16 protein-coding genes and 1 tRNA gene are annotated in these 18,364 nt (G+C 62.6%); 15 read left to right on the forward strand and 2 right to left on the reverse strand.

What is annotated here, in order from left to right; all coding sequences use genetic code 11:
- Nucleotides 1-124, forward strand: a 124-nt coding sequence (locus U0C82_RS16195) for an EF-Tu C-terminal domain-related protein (RefSeq protein WP_322188517.1), incomplete at its 5' end; no start/stop codon positions are given.
- Between the two features lie 259 nt (nt 125-383).
- Here the strand turns inward: U0C82_RS16195 and U0C82_RS16200 are convergent.
- Both U0C82_RS16200 and U0C82_RS16205 read right to left on the reverse strand, forming a co-directional pair.
- Complete coding sequence (locus U0C82_RS16200; protein WP_322188519.1) at nt 384-1,058, reverse strand: hypothetical protein; 675 nt, start codon at nt 1,056-1,058, stop codon at nt 384-386.
- Nucleotides 1,059-1,116: 58 nt separating this feature from the next.
- The gene (locus U0C82_RS16205; RefSeq protein WP_322188521.1) at nt 1,117-2,031 is read right to left on the reverse strand and encodes a hypothetical protein; all 915 of its coding nucleotides are present in this window, start codon (nt 2,029-2,031) and stop codon (nt 1,117-1,119) included.
- A gap of 262 nt (nt 2,032-2,293) precedes the next feature.
- Between U0C82_RS16205 and U0C82_RS16210 the strand changes: the two genes are divergently transcribed.
- The 14 genes from U0C82_RS16210 to sucD all read left to right on the forward strand — a co-directional run bounded on the left by U0C82_RS16210 (nt 2,294) and on the right by sucD (nt 18,242).
- Entirely contained in the window at nt 2,294-2,980 is a 687-nt protein-coding gene (locus tag U0C82_RS16210) for a glycosyltransferase (protein WP_322188523.1), read from the forward strand.
- Nucleotides 2,981-3,022: 42 nt separating this feature from the next.
- The gene (locus U0C82_RS16215) at nt 3,023-3,859 is read left to right on the forward strand and encodes a 3-deoxy-manno-octulosonate cytidylyltransferase (RefSeq protein ID WP_322188525.1); all 837 of its coding nucleotides are present in this window, start codon (nt 3,023-3,025) and stop codon (nt 3,857-3,859) included.
- A 111-nt stretch (nt 3,860-3,970) separates the two neighbouring features.
- Nucleotides 3,971-4,046 (forward strand) — tRNA-Trp (locus U0C82_RS16220).
- Nucleotides 4,047-4,206: 160 nt separating this feature from the next.
- A complete protein-coding gene (gene secE, locus U0C82_RS16225; RefSeq protein ID WP_322188526.1) occupies nt 4,207-4,404 on the forward strand; it encodes a preprotein translocase subunit SecE in 198 nt (65 codons plus the stop codon).
- A 63-nt stretch (nt 4,405-4,467) separates the two neighbouring features.
- Nucleotides 4,468-4,998 carry a transcription termination/antitermination protein NusG gene (nusG, locus tag U0C82_RS16230; protein ID WP_322188527.1) on the forward strand — a complete coding sequence of 177 codons (531 nt, stop codon included), beginning with the start codon at nt 4,468-4,470 and terminating at the stop codon, nt 4,996-4,998.
- 145 nt (nt 4,999-5,143) lie between these two features.
- Nucleotides 5,144-5,572 (forward strand): 50S ribosomal protein L11, encoded by a 429-nt coding sequence (rplK, locus tag U0C82_RS16235; RefSeq protein ID WP_322188528.1) that lies wholly within the window; start codon nt 5,144-5,146, stop codon nt 5,570-5,572.
- A 4-nt stretch (nt 5,573-5,576) separates the two neighbouring features.
- Entirely contained in the window at nt 5,577-6,287 is a 711-nt protein-coding gene (gene rplA, locus U0C82_RS16240; RefSeq protein ID WP_322188529.1) for a 50S ribosomal protein L1, read from the forward strand.
- A 406-nt stretch (nt 6,288-6,693) separates the two neighbouring features.
- Entirely contained in the window at nt 6,694-7,212 is a 519-nt protein-coding gene (gene rplJ / locus U0C82_RS16245) for a 50S ribosomal protein L10 (RefSeq protein ID WP_322188530.1), read from the forward strand.
- Between the two features lie 54 nt (nt 7,213-7,266).
- The gene (gene rplL / locus U0C82_RS16250) at nt 7,267-7,641 is read left to right on the forward strand and encodes a 50S ribosomal protein L7/L12 (RefSeq protein WP_322188531.1); all 375 of its coding nucleotides are present in this window, start codon (nt 7,267-7,269) and stop codon (nt 7,639-7,641) included.
- Between the two features lie 326 nt (nt 7,642-7,967).
- Complete coding sequence (gene rpoB, locus U0C82_RS16255) at nt 7,968-12,107, forward strand: DNA-directed RNA polymerase subunit beta (protein WP_322188533.1); 4,140 nt, start codon at nt 7,968-7,970, stop codon at nt 12,105-12,107.
- A gap of 152 nt (nt 12,108-12,259) precedes the next feature.
- Nucleotides 12,260-16,456, forward strand: a complete 4,197-nt coding sequence (gene rpoC / locus U0C82_RS16260) for a DNA-directed RNA polymerase subunit beta' (protein ID WP_322188535.1) — start codon at nt 12,260-12,262, stop codon at nt 16,454-16,456.
- 162 nt (nt 16,457-16,618) lie between these two features.
- A complete protein-coding gene (locus U0C82_RS16265; RefSeq protein WP_322188537.1) occupies nt 16,619-16,903 on the forward strand; it encodes a DUF6364 family protein in 285 nt (94 codons plus the stop codon).
- On the forward strand, nt 16,884-17,303 hold the full coding sequence (locus U0C82_RS16270) for a PIN domain-containing protein (RefSeq protein WP_322188539.1): 420 nt from the start codon (nt 16,884-16,886) through the stop codon (nt 17,301-17,303). Before U0C82_RS16265 ends, U0C82_RS16270 begins: the two co-directional genes overlap by 20 nt.
- A gap of 18 nt (nt 17,304-17,321) precedes the next feature.
- Nucleotides 17,322-18,242, forward strand: coding sequence for a succinate--CoA ligase subunit alpha (gene sucD / locus U0C82_RS16275; protein WP_322188540.1), 921 nt, complete (start codon nt 17,322-17,324; stop codon nt 18,240-18,242).
- The last annotated feature ends 122 nt before the right edge of the window (nt 18,243-18,364 follow it).

An 18,364-nucleotide genomic window follows, 5' to 3' on the forward strand; every position in this document is an offset into this window, starting at 1 on the left:
CGACAATGTGGCGATGGACGTGACGCTGATCGTGCCGATCGCGATGGAAGAGAAGCTGCGCTTCGCAATCCGCGAAGGCGGCCGCACCGTCGGCGCCGGCATCGTGGCTTCGATCGTCGAGTAGACGATCGAAGACCGATCCGAAAGCTGCCGACGGCCCTTGTGGACACGAACGCGAACGGGCCCGAGAGGGCCCGTTTTCGCGTGACGGCGCCGGCATCGTGGCTTCGATCGTCGCGTAGGGCGATCGGAGACCGATCCGTAAGCTGCCGACGGCCTCGAAGAGATGAACGCGAACGGGCCCGAGAGGGCCCGTTTTCGCGTTTCGGCGCGGGAACACAATCGCGGCGCGACTTGTCGCCCACCGGGACGACGCGGCCGGTTCAGGCGGCTTCGGAGCCCGGCCACAGCTTGATCTCGGCTTCCTGCGCGAGATCGGGCTCGGTGGTGAAGAGGTTCGGCCGATCCTTCAATCGCTCGAGAATGAAGCGATCCTCGTCGATCTGCCGCCGGGTGCGGCCGAGATCGTCGTAGGAATGTCCGGTCTTCGACAGCGAGAGACCCGCGACGACGATCTTCGGAACGCCGATGAAAAGACCGTAACAGATCGCCGCGACGCCGTTCGTCACCTTGCCGAGATCTCCGATCGCTTCGACCGAAGCCTCGGACACATGGGTGACGATCGCCTCGCGCTCCCGCCGCTTCAGGCGGGCGACCTTGCCGATATGATCGTAGGGCTTGTTGAGCAGCAGCAGCCGCAACGCGATCTCGGGGGCGGTGTGGATCCAAAGAAGCGCGCGCGTGTCGACGTGCGAATGCTCCTGCCATGATTTCTTCTTGGCGCGAAGCGTGAGATCAGCCCGGCCGAGGCCGAGTTCCGCCGCCGTGCGTCCCGCATTGTTGATGTCGATCCGGGCGAAGGTCGAACGCAGATCGTCCGGGACGGTCGGATCCGGCGCCGAGCCCAGAATCAGCCATGGTCGATCGATCAGGTCGAGCTTGTCGAGCCAGGCCCGATGGCGCTGGCGAAATGCCTCGATGTGCGCTGCGTCCATCATGATGGCGTCCGCACCGTTGCGGCAAGGCGAGGGCATGGTATCGGCATGGGGTTCGGTCTCAAATGTCCGGGAACGTCGAATCGGCCTGCGCGGAAGCGTCCTGGAATATCGAAGAATTCTTCATTTTCCAGCCCTTCGCCATCCAGAACACGGCGTCCTCGTCGAAATCGAAGCTGGACAGGGCGGACGGCATGTCGGCGATCTTCAGATTGCCGCGTTTGGCGAGCCGCGTCATCAGATAGAAGATCACGATCTGGTCGAGATGGTATCGCGGCCGCTTGGGAAGGATCGCGGCGATCGAGGCCGACAGCGCCTGCGCGAAGCCCAGCCCGTCCGGCGTCGGATTGATGCCGAAGGCACCGGCGCGGACGCGCCGCGTATCGCTGGTTTCGTCCCTGCGCTGGATCACGACGATGTCGGCGCCCTCGCGCGCGGCGTCGAAGGTCGGCCAGACGGGACGATTGGCGATCGTATCGATGTCGATGCAGAGGAGCGGCGCCCGCGTCCTCTCGATGACGAGGCTTGCGACCAAGAAGCGCGCGGCGGCGAGATAGACGGTGCGGAAGGGCAAGCCGCGGGCAAGGTCGCACCCATCGATCGTCCAGGTCAGGCGCACGTTCGACAGGGCGGCGGCCAAGTCCGCAAGGCGGTCGAGCGAGGCCTTTGACGGTTTGCAAAGGTGGAGGTGGACGGCCTGGGGCTCGTTCTGGCGTTCCAGCGAGAGGAGGAGGGGGCGTGCGAACGCTTTCAGGTAGCGCTCGTCGCAGGCGGCCAGGATGACGGCGCCGGCATCCTCGCCCGGAAGCCTGCCGGACAGGCTGGCGGCGTAGGCCTGGACGCGGGCGCGCGCGGCCGCGGGATCAGCGATCGCTTTTTCGACCTGACGTGCGATACGCCACCGCCAGAACGACGAATGACGCTTTTCCTTGATGATCTCGATCGGTTCGAGTGTGTCGGCTGTCTCGGTTTCCAAAGCTCGTCACGCATGTTCTGTTGATCGACCGGCCGACACCACGGGGCGCGATCTATTCGGGCGGGTCGTTTCGGAAAGGTGCGGCGCGGCGGCGAATTGGCAAGATCGGTCTTGAAGACAATCGCGCTTTCACGATATATCCGAGCCCTCGGCGAAAGCCCTCGAGGGTCGGGCATCTGATGGCGTTCGACCGCCTCGGCCGGACCGGTTCCGCCTCACGCGACCGCCCTGAGACGAAGACAGAATGAAAGAAGATCCCCCCATGTCACATGATGTTGCCCGCGTCTTTGTCGGTTTCGACACGAAGGAAGTCGTCGCCTATCATGTGCTGGCCCAGAGCATTCTCGAGAAATCGACGATGCCTGTGCAGTTCATGCCGATCGTCTTGTCCAATCTGGAAGGGATCTTCACCCGGGAGCGCAATTCCCTTCAGTCGACCGAGTTTTCCTTCTCGCGCTTCCTGGTGCCCTATCTGAGCGGTTTCGAGGGTTGGAGCCTGTTCATGGACTGCGACATGCTCATGCGCGTCGACATCGCCGAACTGTGGGCGCTGCGCGACGAGGCCTGTTCCGTCATGTGCGTCAAGCACGACTACGTGCCGAAGGTGGAGACCAAGTTCCTCGGCCAGACGCAGACCAAGTACGAGAAGAAGAACTGGTCGAGCGTCATCCTGTTCAACAATGCCAAATGCAAGGCGCTGACGCCGGATTTCGTGAACACGGCGACCGGCCTCGAACTGCACCAGTTCAAATGGCTCGACGGAGACGACAAGATCGGCGCGCTTCCGGCGGAATGGAACTGGCTGGTGAACGAATACGATCACAATCCGGATGCCAAGAACGTCCATTTCACCGATGGCGGTCCCTATTTCGACGAGTACAAGAACGACGATTACGCCGACGAATGGTTCGCCGCGCGCGACCGGACGCTCCACGTCCAGCAGCGATAGGGTTCTGACGGTCCGATCGGGCCGACCGGCGAGGACGACGACATGGCGCAGTGGTTCGCGCGGCCGGACGAATGGCAGCGATATTTCGAAGGCTACCGGCGTATCGTGCTGATCGCCAACAGCGATGCGGTCGAGATCGCGGCCGCCGTGCGCCGGCATGGACGCGATGCGCTCTACGTCTTCTTCAACAAGGTCTACAAGGTCCTCGACGCGCCCTTTGCCGAGAACGCACTGCTGGTCGCGCGCTCGAGCCCGGTCGGCGCCAACATCGTCTACCGCCGCGAGGTCGCGGACATTCTCCGGTTCTTTCCGCCGGATCGGTTCGCGGGCGTTCTCAATCTCGCCTGCGACGACGGCGAACGATTCAGCGGCGCCGAGGAATTCGGCGGGCGGCGCGCGGGCCAATTGCAGCTCGCCGCCTATTTCGATCGCTTCTACCCGCTGAGCCACAAGCCGACGAGCGGCTTCGCCCTGGCCGTATGGCTGGCCGAGACGACAAGCTGCGAGGTTCATCTCGAAGGTTTCACCGCAAAGCGTTCGCTGCAGTGGAAGCTCTTCGCCGACCACGACTGGATCTACGAGCAGACGTGCCTGCGTCTTCTCGCCCGTTCGGGCCGGCTTCAGATGGCGGGGATCGAACCCGTGAACGCCTATGCCGAACTCGGCCGCCGGTTTCCCGACATTTCGGGCTCCGATATCGCCGCCACGGGGCTCGAAGTGCTGGCTAGCCGTGCCGAGAACACGAGCGTTGCGATCGAACGCCTGTTCTCGCTGACGCGCCTGCAGGGACGCCTCGACCGGTTCCTGCGCGACCTGAAGCCGAGGACGCGGAAGGAAAAGGCCATCGAACGTGCCTCGAAGGGCGATCGGTCCGCCTGACCGGAAGCTCCCGCCGATGGAGGATCCACCGGATTTCGATCGCCTTGCCGCGCTCCTTGTCGGATTCGGCTTGCAGTCGGCCTTCCATCGCTCTATGAGGTCAGCCGCGATAGGGGTATAGCTCAGTTGGTAGAGCGGCGGTCTCCAAAACCGCAGGTCGTAGGTTCGAGCCCTACTGCCCCTGCCATCGCCTTTCCCGCATGGCCGGGTCGATTTCCGAACCCCCTTGTGAATCGCGGCCGAGACGTATAAATGAATGCGAAACCTATCACGCGTGGGGTCGATGACGGCCTGCACGCGTTTTGTTCGTGACGGAAACAGTCGATCGAACACCAAGTCGAGTGAGCATGGCCAAAACCAATCCATTCCAGTTTCTTCAGCAGGTGCGTAGCGAAACCGCGAAGGTCACATGGCCATCGCGGCGCGAGACCACGATCTCGACCATCATGGTCTTCATCATGGTGGCCTTCGCGGCCGTGTTCTTCTTCGTCGCAGATCTGGTCCTCGGCTATGCCGTCGGCTTCATCATGAATGCCGGCGCCTGAAATCCAAATCTTGATAATGTTGGCGCTTGAGACAAAAGCGACTGCAGGAGTTTTCGTAATTTAATGGTCGCTCGCTGGTACATCGTTCACGCCTATTCGAACTTCGAGAACAAGGTCGCGGAGTCGATCGAGGAGCAGGCCCGGCAGAAGGGTCTGTCCGACAAGTTCGAGAAGATCCTCGTGCCGAAGGAGAACGTCGTCGAAGTGCGGCGCGGTCGCAAGGTGAACGCCGAGCGCAAGTTCTTCCCCGGTTACGTCCTGGTCAAGGCCGAGCTGACCGACAAGGTGTTCTCGCTGATCAAGAACACGCCGAAGGTCACCGGGTTCCTTGGTCCCGACAACCGGCCGGTGCCGATCACCGAGAAGGAAGCCGAGCAGATCCTGAGTCACATTCAGGAGGGCGTCGATCGTCCGAAGCCGACCGTGATGTTCGACATCGGCGAGCAGGTGCGGGTGTCCGACGGTCCGTTCGCCTCGTTCAACGGCATCGTGCAGGAGGTCGACGACGAACGGTCTCGCCTCAAGGTGGAAGTTTCGATCTTCGGGCGCGCGACGCCGGTGGATCTCGAATTCGGTCAGGTCGAAAAGGTCTGACCGATCGTCGGAGCGCCTTAACGCTCCGGTCGAACGCGGGAGGCGAGCCGGGACTTTTCGAAGCCAGGCCCTGCAAGCCGGACCGCGAACTGCGAACGCCCGCATGCCGAAGCGCAGCGGGCCCTGAAAACAGAAGGCAGAAAGAATGGCTAAGAAAATTGCGGGCCAGCTGAAGCTGCAGGTTCCGGCCGGATCGGCGACCCCGTCGCCCCCGATCGGTCCCGCGCTCGGTCAGCGTGGCATCAATATCATGGAGTTCTGCAAGTCGTTCAACGCGCAGACCCAGGAGCAGGAAAAGGGCTCCCCGATCCCGGTCGTCATCACGTACTACCAGGACAAGTCCTTCACCTTCGCGATGAAGACCCCTCCGGTCAGCTATTTCCTGAAGAAGGCCGCCGGCCTGAAATCGGGTTCGAAGGCTCCGGGGAAGGAATCCGCCGGCAAGATCTCGCGCGACCAGGTGCGTGAGATCGCCGAAAAGAAAATGCAGGATCTGAACGCGAACGATATCGACGCCGCCATGGCGATGGTCGAAGGTTCGGCGCGGTCCATGGGTCTCGAGGTTGCGGGTTAACACGATGGCAAAGATTGGAAAGCGCGTCCGCGCAAACCGCGAAGGTATCGATCGCGAGAAGCTCTACGGTCTCGACGAGGCGGTGGAGATGATCAAGACCCGCGCCGCTTCGACGAAGTTCGACGAGACCGTCGAGATCGCCATGAATCTCGGCGTCGATCCCCGTCATGCGGACCAGATGGTTCGCGGTGTGGTCAATCTCCCGAACGGGACCGGCCGGGATGTTCGCGTCGCCGTGTTCGCGCGTGGCGACAAGGCCGACGAAGCCCGTGCGGCGGGCGCCGACATCGTCGGCGCGGAAGATCTCGTCGAGCAGGTTCAGGGTGGCAAGATCGATTTCGACCGCGCCATCGCGACGCCCGACATGATGGCTCTCGTCGGTCGTCTCGGCAAGGTTCTGGGTCCCCGCGGCCTGATGCCGAACCCGCGCGTCGGAACGGTGACGCCGGACGTGACGGCCGCCGTCAAGGCGTCCAAGGGCGGCGCCGTCGAGTTCCGCGTCGAGAAGGCCGGCATCGTCCATGCCGGCGTCGGCAAGGCGAGCTTCGATTCGGCCAAGATCGCGGAAAACATCCGCGCGTTCGCCGATGCGGTCAACAAGGCGAAGCCAGCCGGCGCGAAGGGCACCTATGTCAAGCGTGTGGCGATCACCTCGACCATGGGCCCGGGTGTCAAGGTCGAGCCCTCGAGCGTCAACACCGGCGCCGGCGCCTGATCGAGGCCGTGGCCTTTCAACGGGCGAGCTTCGCGTCTATATGCGTTGCTCACGCGTGAACAAAATTCCGGGGCGACCCGGATGACAAGGGAGGTGGTTTCGGCCGCCTCCTCAAGTGCCTGTCCGAGATTGTAAGGCGGGCCAGCCGGAAGGTTGGCTCTTAATCGTCCGAAAGCCTTCATGAGACGGGGTGATGTCCGATGTTTCGGGAGCGATCCCGACCCGTCGGTTCGAACCTCTGAATGCCTTGCGCCGTCGTTCGGTTCCGCATGGAGCGTGAACGATTTCGGCCAGGGGGACAGGATCTCCGAACGTCGTTTCGAAGGTCCCCTTCGAAAGCGGCGTAAAGGCAACCGGCTTCCGTCAACCCTCGCATGAGGACCTGAAGCCAAACAGGAGAGAGGCAGTGGAAAGAGCGGAAAAACGCGAATTCGTCACGGCACTCAACCAGACCTTCAAGGATTCTGGTGTCGTCGTCGTGGCCCACTATGCCGGACTCACGGTCGCGAACATGAACGATCTTCGTTCACAAATGCGCGCAGCCGGTGGAACCGTCAAAGTCGCGAAGAACCGCCTTGCCAAGATCGCTCTTCAAGGCACGGACGCTGCAGGCATCTCGGACTTGTTCGAGGGCCAGACCCTGATCGCTTATTCGAGCGATCCGATTGCAGCGGCCAAGGTTTCCAACGAGTACGCCAAGAAGAACGACAAGCTCGTCATTCTCGGTGGTGCCATGGGAACCACAACGCTTGATGCGAACGGTGTGAAGGCTCTGGCCGACCTGCCGTCGCTCGACGAACTGCGCGGAAGGCTCGTGGGCATGATCCAGACCCCGGCCACCCGTATCGCAGCCGTCGTTCAGGCCCCGGCGGCCCAGCTCGCCCGGGTTTTCAACGCGTATGCCACGAAGGACGAAGCGGCGTGAGGTCAAGGTTCCTCGCTGCTCCAACTCAAGTTCGAATCGTAAAGGAAAATTATCATGGCTGATCTTGCAAAGATCGTTGAAGACCTTTCGGCCCTGACCGTCCTCGAGGCGGCTGAACTGTCGAAGATGCTCGAAGAAAAATGGGGCGTGTCCGCAGCAGCTCCCGTCGCCGTCGCCGCTGCCGGCGGTGGTGCGGCCGCTGAGGCTGCCGAAGAGCAGACCGAGTTCACGGTCATGCTCGTCGATGCCGGTTCTTCGAAGATCAACGTCATCAAGGAAGTCCGCGCTCTCACGGGTCTCGGCCTGAAGGAAGCTAAAGACCTCGTCGACAACGCGCCCAAGCCCGTCAAGGAAGGCGTCGACAAGGCCGAGGCCGACAAGGTCAAGGAACAGCTCGAGAAGGCCGGCGCCAAGGTCGAGCTCAAGTAAGTGCGGCTTTTGCTGCGCTGAAACAGATTGTTTCAACGGGGCGGGACGGCGCAATGCCGTCCCGCCTTCCGTGCTGGAAAAGAGGTCTCGCCACGAAGGGCGGTGCTTCGAACGCTGACGGAAGCCCGGCGATCGGCAGGCTTCGACGAAGCGTTTTCAGACGGCTCCCGCGATTGGGAGCCGTGTGAAAACGCAGGGCCTCGGGTGCATTGAGGCTTCGTTTGACGTTCGTCCCGCGCGCATTGCCGGCGCATGGGATTCTCCCGGAAGGGAGATGAGATTGAAAGCCCCCTGGTCAAGGGCGAACCATTACGAGAGGAGCGACGATGTCACAGACGACGACGTTCAGCGGTCGCAGGCGCGTTCGCAAAGTGTTCGGACATATTCCGGAAGTTGCGGAAATGCCGAACCTGATCGAGGTCCAGAAGGCCTCCTACGATCAGTTCCTGATGATCGACGAGCCCGAAGGCGGCCGCACCGATGACGGCCTTCAGGCCGTCTTCAAATCCGTTTTTCCGATTTCCGACTTTTCGGGCCAGGCGATGCTCGAATTCGTCAAATACGAGTTCGAACCGCCGAAGTTCGACGTCGAGGAATGCCGCCAGCGCGATCTCACCTATGCGGTGCCGCTGAAGGTGACGCTGCGCCTCATCGTGTTCGATATCGACGAGGATACGGGCGCGAAGTCCGTCAAGGACATCAAGGAGCAGGACGTCTACATGGGCGACATGCCCGTGATGACCGGCAACGGCACCTTCGTGGTCAACGGCACCGAGCGCGTGATCGTCTCGCAGATGCACCGTTCGCCGGGCGTGTTCTTCGACCATGACAAGGGCAAGACGCATTCGTCGGGCAAGCTGCTGTTCGCCGGCCGCGTGATTCCCTATCGCGGATCCTGGCTCGACATCGAGTTCGACGCCAAGGATGTCGTCCACGCGCGCATCGATCGCCGCCGCAAGATCCCCGTGACGAGCCTTCTGATGGCGCTCGGCATGGATGGCGAGGAGATCCTGTCGACCTTCTACGACTTCGTCGAGTTCCGGAAGGACAAGCAGGGCTGGCGTGCGCCGTTCTCCGTCGAGCGCGTGCGCGGCATGGGCATGGTCACCGACCTGATCGACGCCGATTCGGGCGAAGTGCTGGTCGAGGCCGGCAAGAAGATCACGGCCCGGCAGGCGCGCAAGCTCGCCGAGCAGGGCGTGAAGGCGTTCCGCGTCACCGAGCAGGAGCTCTACGGCAACTATCTCGCCGAGGACATCGTGAATTTCGAAACCGGCGAGGTCTATCTCGAAGCCGGCGACGAGATCGACGAGAAGACCCTTCAGGTCCTGATCGATGCCGGCTACGAGTCCATCTCCGTGCTCGACGTCGATCACGTCAACATCGGTTCCTACATCCGCAACACGCTGGTCGTCGACAAGAACGAGACGCGCCAGGATGCGCTGTTCGACATCTACCGCGTCATGCGTCCCGGCGAGCCGCCGACGATGGAAACCGCGGAGAACATGTTCAATTCGCTGTTCTTCGATTCGGAGCGCTACGATCTCTCGGCCGTCGGCCGCGTGAAGATGAACATGCGCCTCGACGTCAATGCCGAGGATACGGTCCGCACCCTGCGCAAGGAAGACATCCTGGCGGTCGTGAAGACGCTGGTGGACCTTCGCGACGGCCGCGGCGAAATCGACGACATCGACAATCTCGGCAACCGCCGCGTGCGGTCCGTCGGCGAGTTGATGGAAAACCAGTACCGCGTCGGACTGTTGCGCATGGAGCGCGCGATCAAGGAGCGCATGTCGTCGGTCGAGATCGACACCGTCATGCCGCAGGATCTGATCAACGCCAAGCCGGCGGCCGCCGCCGTGCGCGAGTTCTTCGGTTCCTCGCAGCTTTCGCAGTTCATGGATCAGACCAATCCGCTGTCGGAGATCACCCACAAGCGTCGTCTCTCGGCGCTCGGACCCGGCGGTCTGACGCGCGAGCGCGCCGGCTTCGAAGTCCGTGACGTCCATCCGACCCATTACGGCCGCATCTGCCCGATCGAGACGCCGGAAGGCCCGAACATCGGCCTGATCAACTCCTTGGCGACATTTGCCCGCGTCAACAAATACGGCTTCATCGAAAGCCCGTACCGCAAGGTCGTCGACGGCGTCGTGACGCACGAGGTCGTCTATCTGTCGGCCATGGAGGAATCCAAGCATCACGTCGCCCAGGCGAACGCCATCCTGACCGAGGACAACACGTTCCAGAACGAGTTCGTCGTCTGCCGTCACTCGGGCGACGTCTTCATGACGCCGCGCGAGAACGTCGATCTGATGGACGTGTCGCCCAAGCAGCTCGTGTCGGTCGCGGCCGCGCTTATCCCGTTCCTCGAGAACGATGACGCGAACCGCGCGCTCATGGGCTCGAACATGCAGCGTCAGGCCGTGCCGCTGGTGCGCGCCGAGGCGCCGTTCGTCGGGACCGGCATGGAATCGATCGTCGCGCGCGATTCGGGCGCTGCGATCGGTGCGCGCCGCACCGGCGTCGTCGATCAGGTCGATGCGACCCGCATCGTCATCCGGGCGACCGAAGACCTCGAGGCGGGGCGCTCCGGCGTCGACATCTACCGCCTGATGAAGTTCCAGCGTTCGAACCAGAACACCTGCATCAACCAGCGCCCGCTGGTCTCCGTGGGTGACCGGGTCGAGAAGGGCGATATCCTCGCCGACGGTCCCTCGACCGATCTCGGCGATCTCGCTCTCGGCCGGAACGTGCTCGTCGCGTTCATGCCTTGGAACGGCTACAATTACGAGGATTCGATCCTCCTGTCCGAGCGCATCGTCTCCGACGACGTCTTCACCTCGATCCATATCGAGGAGTTCGAGGTCATGGCGCGCGATACCAAGCTTGGACCGGAAGAGATCACGCGCGACATTCCGAACGTTTCGGAAGAAGCGCTTCGTAATCTGGACGAGGCCGGCATCGTTTATATTGGTGCCGAGGTCCAGCCGGGCGACATCCTTGTCGGCAAGATCACGCCTAAGGGCGAAAGCCCGATGACGCCGGAGGAAAAGCTCCTGCGTGCCATCTTCGGCGAGAAGGCCTCCGACGTGCGCGACACGTCGAGCCGCATGCCGCCAGGCACCTACGGCACGGTCGTCGAGGTCCGCGTGTTCAACCGCCACGGCGTCGAGAAGGACGAGCGCGCCATGGCGATCGAGCGCGAGGAGATCGAGCGCCTCGCCAAGGACCGCGACGACGAGCAGGCGATTCTCGACCGCAACGTCTACGGACGTCTGATCGAAATGCTGTCCGGCCGTCAGGCGATCGCGGGCCCCAAGGGGCTGAAGCGCGGCACGGACGTCACTCAGGAGGTGATGGAGGAATATCCCCGTTCCCAGTGGTGGATGTTCGCGGTCGAGGACGAGAAGGTCCAGGGCGAACTCGAGGATCTGCGCCGCGTCTACGACGATGCGAAGAAGACACTCGAAGCCCGCTTCATGGACAAGGTGGAGAAGGTCCAGCGCGGCGACGAGCTGCCCCCGGGCGTCATGAAGCAGGTGAAGGTCTTCGTCGCCGTCAAGCGCAAGATCCAGCCCGGCGACAAGATGGCCGGCCGTCACGGCAACAAGGGCGTGGTCTCGCGCATCGTGCCCGTCGAGGACATGCCGTTCACCGAGGACGGCACCCATGCCGATATCGTGCTGAATCCGCTCGGCGTGCCCTCGCGCATGAATGTCGGTCAGATTCTCGAAACCCATCTCGGCTGGGCATGCGCCGGCATGGGCAAGAAGATCGGCGCGATGCTGGAATCCTTCCACGAAAGCCGCGACGCGCAGCCGCTTCGGGCGGAGATCTCGGCCCTTCTCGGCGACAATGAACGCAACGAGAAGGTCAAGGACTACGACGACGACAGCGTCATCACGCTCGCCAAGCAGATGTCGAAGGGCGTCTCGATCGCGACGCCGGTCTTCGACGGCGCGAACGAGAAGGACATCGTGGAGTGGCTGGAGACGGCCGGGCTCAACGGGTCCGGGCAGGTCACGCTGTATGACGGGCGGACCGGCGAGCCGTTCGACCGTCAGGTGACGGTCGGCTACATCTACATGCTGAAGCTGCACCATCTGGTGGACGACAAGATCCACGCCCGTTCGATCGGACCCTACTCGCTCGTCACCCAGCAGCCGCTGGGCGGCAAGGCGCAGTTCGGCGGACAGCGCTTCGGCGAGATGGAGGTCTGGGCCCTCGAAGCATACGGTGCGGCCTACACGCTGCAGGAGATGCTGACGGTCAAGTCCGACGACGTCGCGGGCCGCACCAAGGTCTACGAGGCGATCGTTCGCGGCGACGACGCGTTCGAATCGGGCATTCCGGAGAGCTTCAACGTTCTCGTCAAGGAAATGCGTTCGTTGGGCCTCGATGTGGATCTTGCGTTGAACCCGGAGAATGCCGGCGGCGTGCAGGAACTTCCGGACGCGGCCGAATAAGGCCGCGCGATACCAAGGCCGCCGTTTGAGGCGGTCAACCCGCTGGCATGTCTGCGAGAAGCAGGCGTGCCAGCGTTCGCGTATCGGATAAATTTCAGCGGTCGCCCGTGCGCATCGCTATTAGAAGGCGAAAGCCTCGAAGGAGAATAGCCATGAACCAAGAGGTCATGAATATCTTCAACCCGCAGGTCGCCGCGCAGACGTTTGATACGATCCGTATCTCGCTGGCGAGCCCTGAAAAAATCATGTCCTGGTCGTTCGGCGAGATCAAGAAGCCGGAAACGATCAACTACCGCACGTTCAAGCCCGAGCGCGACGGTCTCTTCTGCGCGCGCATCTTCGGCCCGATCAAGGACTATGAGTGCCTGTGCGGCAAGTACAAGCGCATGAAGTACAAGGGCATCATCTGCGAGAAGTGCGGCGTCGAGGTTACCCTCTCGCGCGTGCGCCGCGAGCGCATGGGCCATATCGAGCTGGCCGCCCCCGTCGCCCACATCTGGTTCCTGAAGTCCCTGCCGAGCCGCATCGCGACGCTGCTCGACATGACCTTGAAGGACATCGAGCGGGTTCTCTACTTCGAGAACTACATCGTCACCGAGCCGGGCCTGACGACGCTTCAGGAAGCACAACTGCTTTCCGAGGAAGAGTACATGCTCGCCGTCGACGAGTTCGGCGAGGACCAGTTCACGGCGCTGATAGGCGCCGAGGCGATCCAGGAGCTGCTGCGCTCCATGGAGCTTGAGGAGATCGCGACCAAGCTGCGCGAGGAGCTTGCCGCGACGTCTTCGGAGCTGAAGACCAAGAAGCTGATGAAGCGCCTCAAGATCGTCGAGAACTTCATCGAGTCGGGCAACCGGCCCGAATGGATGATCATGACGATCGTTCCCGTGATCCCGCCCGACCTGCGCCCGCTGGTGCCGCTTGATGGTGGCCGCTTCGCCACGTCCGATCTTAACGATCTCTACCGCCGCGTCATCAACCGCAACAACCGCCTGAAGCGCCTGATCGAGCTTCGCGCGCCCGGCATCATCGTGCGCAACGAAAAGCGCATGCTGCAGGAAGCCGTCGACGCCCTGTTCGATAATGGCCGCCGCGGCCGCGTCATCACGGGTGCCAACAAGCGTCCGCTGAAGTCGTTGTCCGACATGCTCAAGGGCAAGCAGGGCCGCTTCCGCCAGAACCTTCTCGGCAAGCGCGTCGACTATTCCGGCCGCTCGGTCATCGTGACCGGTCCGACGCTGAAGCTGCACCAGTGCGGCCTGCCGAAGAAGATGGCGCTCGAGCTGTTCAAGCCGTTCATCTATGCCCGTCTCGACGCCAAGGGTTATTCCTCCACCGTCAAGCAGGCCAAGAAGCTCGTCGAGAAGGAGCGTCCGGAAGTCTGGGATATTCTCGACGAGGTCATTCGCGAGCATCCGGTTCTGCTCAACCGCGCGCCGACGCTTCACCGCCTCGGCATCCAGGCGTTCGAGCCGGTTCTGATCGAGGGCAAGGCGATCCAGCTGCACCCGCTCGTCTGTACCGCGTTCAACGCCGATTTCGACGGCGACCAGATGGCGGTCCACGTGCCGCTCTCCATCGAGGCGCAGCTCGAAGCCCGCGTCCTGATGATGTCGACCAACAACATCCTGCATCCCGCCAACGGCGCGCCGATCATCGTGCCGTCGCAGGACATGGTGCTCGGCCTCTATTATCTCTCGATCATGAACGAGAACGAGCCCGGCGAAGGCATGGTCTTCTCCGACATCGGCGAACTGGAGCATGCGATCTACAACGGATCGGTGACGCTTCACTCGAAGATCAAGGGACGCTTCAAGACGATCGACGCCGACGGCAATCCGGTGTCGCAGATCCACGAGACGACCCCCGGCCGCATGCTGACGGGCGCGCTTCTGCCGAAGAACCATCAGGTTCCCTTCGACGTCTGCAACCAGCTGATGACCAAGAAGATGATCTCGAAGATGATCGACACGGTCTATCGCCACTGCGGCCAGAAGGAGACGGTGATCTTCTGCGACCAGATCATGCAGCTCGGCTTCAAGCATGCCTGCCTCGCCGGCATCTCGTTCGGCAAGGACGACATGCTGATCCCCGAGACCAAGAAGGGCATGATCGAGGAGACGCAGGCGCTCGCGAAGGAATATGAGCAGCAGTACAATGACGGCCTGATCACCCAGGGCGAGAAGTACAACAAGGTCGTCGACGCCTGGGCCAAGTGCACGGACCGGATCGCCGACGAGATGATGGCACGCATCAAGGCGATCGAGTTCAACGAGGACGGTCGTCAGAAGAAGATGAACTCCATCTACATGATGTCGCACTCCGGCGCCCGCGGGTCTCCGACCCAGATGCGCCAGCTGGCGGCCATGCGCGGCCTGATGACCAAGCCCTCGGGCGAGATCATCGAGACGCCGATCATCTCGAACTTCAAGGAAGGCCTGACCGTTCTCGAATACTTCAACTCCACCCACGGCGCCCGCAAGGGCCTCGCGGATACGGCGCTGAAGACCGCGAACTCCGGTTATCTGACGCGTCGTCTCGTCGACGTGGCGCAGGACTGCATCATCACGCAGACCGATTGCGGCACCGAGAACGGCCTGACCATGCAGCCGATCGTGGACGCCGGCCAGGTGGTCGCGTCCATCGGCCAGCGGGTTCTCGGCCGTACGGCACTCGTCGACATCCTCCACCCGCTCACCGGCGACGTGATCGTCGAGGCGGGCCGGATGATCGACGAGCCGGATGTCGAGGTGATCGAGGCGGCTGGCATCCAGTCGATCCTGATCCGTTCGGCGCTGACCTGCGAGATCCGCACCGGTATCTGCGGCGTGTGCTACGGCCGAGATCTGGCACGCGGTACGCCCGTCAACATGGGCGAGGCCGTCGGCGTCATCGCGGCGCAGTCGATCGGCGAGCCGGGCACCCAGCTCACCATGCGTACGTTCCACATGGGCGGAACGGCGCAGGTGGTGGATTCGTCGTTCCTCGAGGCGTCCTACGAGGGCAAGGTGGCGATCCGGAACCGGAACGTCGTCCGCAACTCCGAGGGCAATCTCGTCGCGATGGGCCGCAACATGGCGATCCTCATTCTCGACGAGAAGGGCAAGGAGCGTGCCTCGCACCGGGTCACCTACGGTTCGCGCGTCTATGTGGACGATGGCGACAGCGTGCGCCGCGGCCAGCGTATCGCCGAGTGGGATCCCTATACGCGCCCGGTCCTGACCGAGCTCGAAGGAACGATCGAATTCGAGGACATGGTCGATGGCGTTTCCGTCACCGAGCAGACCGACGAATCGACCGGCATCACCAAGCGTGCGGTCATCGACTGGCGGGCAAGCCCGCGCGGCACCGACCTGAAGCCCGCGATCAAGATCCTCGGCAAGGATGGCGAGATCCTGAAGCTCGCGCGCGGAAACGATGCCCGCTACTTCCAGTCGGTGGACGCGATCCTGTCCGTCGAGCCCGGTCAGAAGGTCTCGGCGGGTGACGTCCTGTCGCGTATTCCGATGGAAAGCGCCAAGACGAAGGACATCACGGGTGGTCTGCCGCGCGTTGCGGAACTGTTCGAGGCCCGCAAGCCGAAGGACAATGCGATCATCGCCGAGATCGACGGCACGGTGAAGTTCGGACGCGACTACAAGAACAAGCGCCGCATCATCGTCGAGCCGGCGGAAGAGGGTGTCGAGCCTGCCGAATATCTGATCCCGAAGGGCAAGCCGTTCCATCTCCAGGAAGGCGACTTCGTGGAAAAGGGCGACTACATCCTCGACGGCAATCCGGCGCCGCACGACATCCTGGCCATCAAGGGCGTGGAGGCTCTGGCGAGCTACCTCGTCAACGAGATCCAGGAAGTCTACCGGTTGCAGGGCGTTCTGATCAACGACAAGCATATCGAGGTCATCGTCCGGCAGATGCTGCAGAAGGTCGAAATCACCGAGTCGGGTGACTCGACCTACATTCCGGGCGACCATGTCGACCGGATCGAGCTGGCCGAGCTGAACGAGAAGCTGGAAGAGAACGGTCGCAAGCCCGCATCCGGCAACCCGGTGCTCCTCGGCATCACCAAGGCCTCGTTGCAGACGCCGTCCTTCATCTCGGCGGCCTCCTTCCAGGAGACCACCCGCGTCCTCACCGAGGCCGCGGTCGCCGGCAAGATGGATACGCTGCAGGGCCTGAAGGAGAACGTCATCGTCGGGCGTCTCATCCCGGCCGGGACCGGCGGAATGATGACGCAGATCCGCCGCATCGCGACCTCGCGCGACGACCTCATCATCGAGGATCGCCGCAAGGCCGCGAACATGGTGGAGAGCGACAATCTCCTGACCCAGATCGACGACGCGGCCGAGTAAGCTGCATCTCGAACAGCGCTGAAGTTGATGAAGGGCTGCCTGAAAGGGCGGCCCTTTTTCTTATGGTGCAGGACGCAGATTGGGCTTTCGAGGATCGTCACGGTTGATCTCTCGGATCACACGGGATATGTGGAGCGCATATCCGGTGTGGACGAAATGGCCATGACGAAGAACATCACCCTCGCGATCGACGAAGAGCTGCTCGACAAGGCGCGCGTTCTTGCCGCCATGCGGCGGACAAGCGTGAATGCGATGGTTCGGGATTTTCTGGAAAAGGAAATTGGTCGGGAGACTAAGCAGGCGAGCCGGGCGGAAATCTGGGGGCGTCTGTTCGATTCGGCAGATCGGTCCTGCGGCGATGGTCGCTTGAGCGATCGGCGATCCGAGCCTCCCTTGGATCGCAGTGCGCTCTATGATGAGGTGCTGCGTGAACGCGGCCTTCTTTGATACCAACATCATTGCGTACGCCGCAGATGTCATGGCGCCCGATCCATCGAAGCGAGACACTGCTCGTCATCTCATGCAGACGCGGGCCGTCGTGACATCGACGCAGGTCATGTTGGAACTCTACAGCGTGATGCGCCGGAAGTTCTCATACCCGGCAGAGACGGCACTCGCCTGGGTTGCGGCATTGCGAGACGATAATGTCGTGGCGTTGTCGCCCGACGATGTCGTCGAAGCTCTGAAGAAGGCGAACCGATACGGCATTTCCCATTGGGATGGGTTGATCCTCATCGCAGCGTCTCGCGCGGGGCTCGATCTCGTTTACACCGAAGACCTCAACCACGGGCAGACCTACGGCGACGTTCGGGTCTGCAATCCTTTTATCGAAGATTTCCTGGCATAAGCAAAGGCTTGAGCATCCATGTCCATTCTCATCGACAAGTCCACGAAGATCATCGTGCAGGGCCTCACCGGCAAGACCGGAACGTTCCACACCGAGCAGGCGCTGGCCTATCACGGCACGCAGATGGTCGCGGGCATCCACCCGAAGAAGGGCGGCGAGAACTGGACGGCCGGTGCGGGCGCTGGGGACAAGTCCGGCACCGAACTGCCGATCTTTGCGAGCGTTGCCGAAGCGAAGGATCGGACCGGCGCGACCGCCTCCGTCATCTACGTGCCGCCCGCAGGCGCTGCCGCCGCCATCGAGGAGGCGATCGATGCAGGTATCGATCTCATCACCTGCATCACCGAAGGTATTCCAGTGTCCGACATGGTGCGGGTGAAGGCCCGGCTCGACGCCTCGAAGTCGCGTCTCATCGGGCCGAACTGCCCGGGTGTCATGACGCCGGACGAGTGCAAGATCGGCATCATGCCCGGCAGCATCTTCTCCAAGGGCTCGGTCGGCGTCGTGTCGCGCTCCGGCACCCTGACCTACGAGGCGGTGTTCCAGACCACCAATGAGGGACTCGGCCAGACGACCGCGGTCGGCATCGGCGGCGACCCGGTCAAGGGCACAGAGTTCATCGACATGCTCGAAATGTTCCTTGCCGACGACGCGACCCAGTCGATCATCATGATCGGCGAGATCGGCGGCTCGGCCGAGGAGGAAGCCGCCCAGTTCCTCGCCGACGAGGCGCGCAAGGGTCGCGCCAAGCCGACGGTCGGCTTTATCGCCGGCCGCACCGCCCCGAAGGGTCGGACGATGGGACACGCCGGTGCGGTCGTCTCCGGCGGCAAGGGCGGCGCGGAGGACAAGATCGCAGCCATGGAGGCGGCCGGGATCCGCGTGTCGCCGTCGCCGGCGCAACTCGGCAGGACCCTCGTCGAACTTTTGAAGGGCTGATCGCAGGATCGCCGGTACGGCATGGGGGAAAGCTGGGGAGCGGCATTGTCTGTGACCCGTTTTCTACCCATTTGCCGAAACGAATGAGCTTTACGGCGTTCTCGAAATGGCACAGGGTTGTA

This window comes from Fulvimarina uroteuthidis (assembly GCF_034321785.1).
GTDB lineage: Bacteria > Pseudomonadota > Alphaproteobacteria > Rhizobiales > Rhizobiaceae > Fulvimarina > Fulvimarina uroteuthidis.

Coding starts and splice junctions, on each gene's coding strand:
- U0C82_RS16200 (WP_322188519.1), bottom strand. CDS start 1,058: ATGATGGACGCAGCGCACATCGAGGCATTTCGCCAGCGCCATCGGGCC.
- U0C82_RS16210 (WP_322188523.1), top strand. CDS start 2,294: ATGTCACATGATGTTGCCCGCGTCTTTGTCGGTTTCGACACGAAGGAA.
- U0C82_RS16215 (WP_322188525.1), top strand. CDS start 3,023: ATGGCGCAGTGGTTCGCGCGGCCGGACGAATGGCAGCGATATTTCGAA.
- secE (WP_322188526.1), top strand. CDS start 4,207: ATGGCCAAAACCAATCCATTCCAGTTTCTTCAGCAGGTGCGTAGCGAA.
- nusG (WP_322188527.1), top strand. CDS start 4,468: ATGGTCGCTCGCTGGTACATCGTTCACGCCTATTCGAACTTCGAGAAC.
- rplK (WP_322188528.1), top strand. CDS start 5,144: ATGGCTAAGAAAATTGCGGGCCAGCTGAAGCTGCAGGTTCCGGCCGGA.
- rplA (WP_322188529.1), top strand. CDS start 5,577: ATGGCAAAGATTGGAAAGCGCGTCCGCGCAAACCGCGAAGGTATCGAT.
- rplL (WP_322188531.1), top strand. CDS start 7,267: ATGGCTGATCTTGCAAAGATCGTTGAAGACCTTTCGGCCCTGACCGTC.
- rpoB (WP_322188533.1), top strand. CDS start 7,968: ATGTCACAGACGACGACGTTCAGCGGTCGCAGGCGCGTTCGCAAAGTG.
- rpoC (WP_322188535.1), top strand. CDS start 12,260: ATGAACCAAGAGGTCATGAATATCTTCAACCCGCAGGTCGCCGCGCAG.
- U0C82_RS16265 (WP_322188537.1), top strand. CDS start 16,619: ATGACGAAGAACATCACCCTCGCGATCGACGAAGAGCTGCTCGACAAG.
- sucD (WP_322188540.1), top strand. CDS start 17,322: ATGTCCATTCTCATCGACAAGTCCACGAAGATCATCGTGCAGGGCCTC.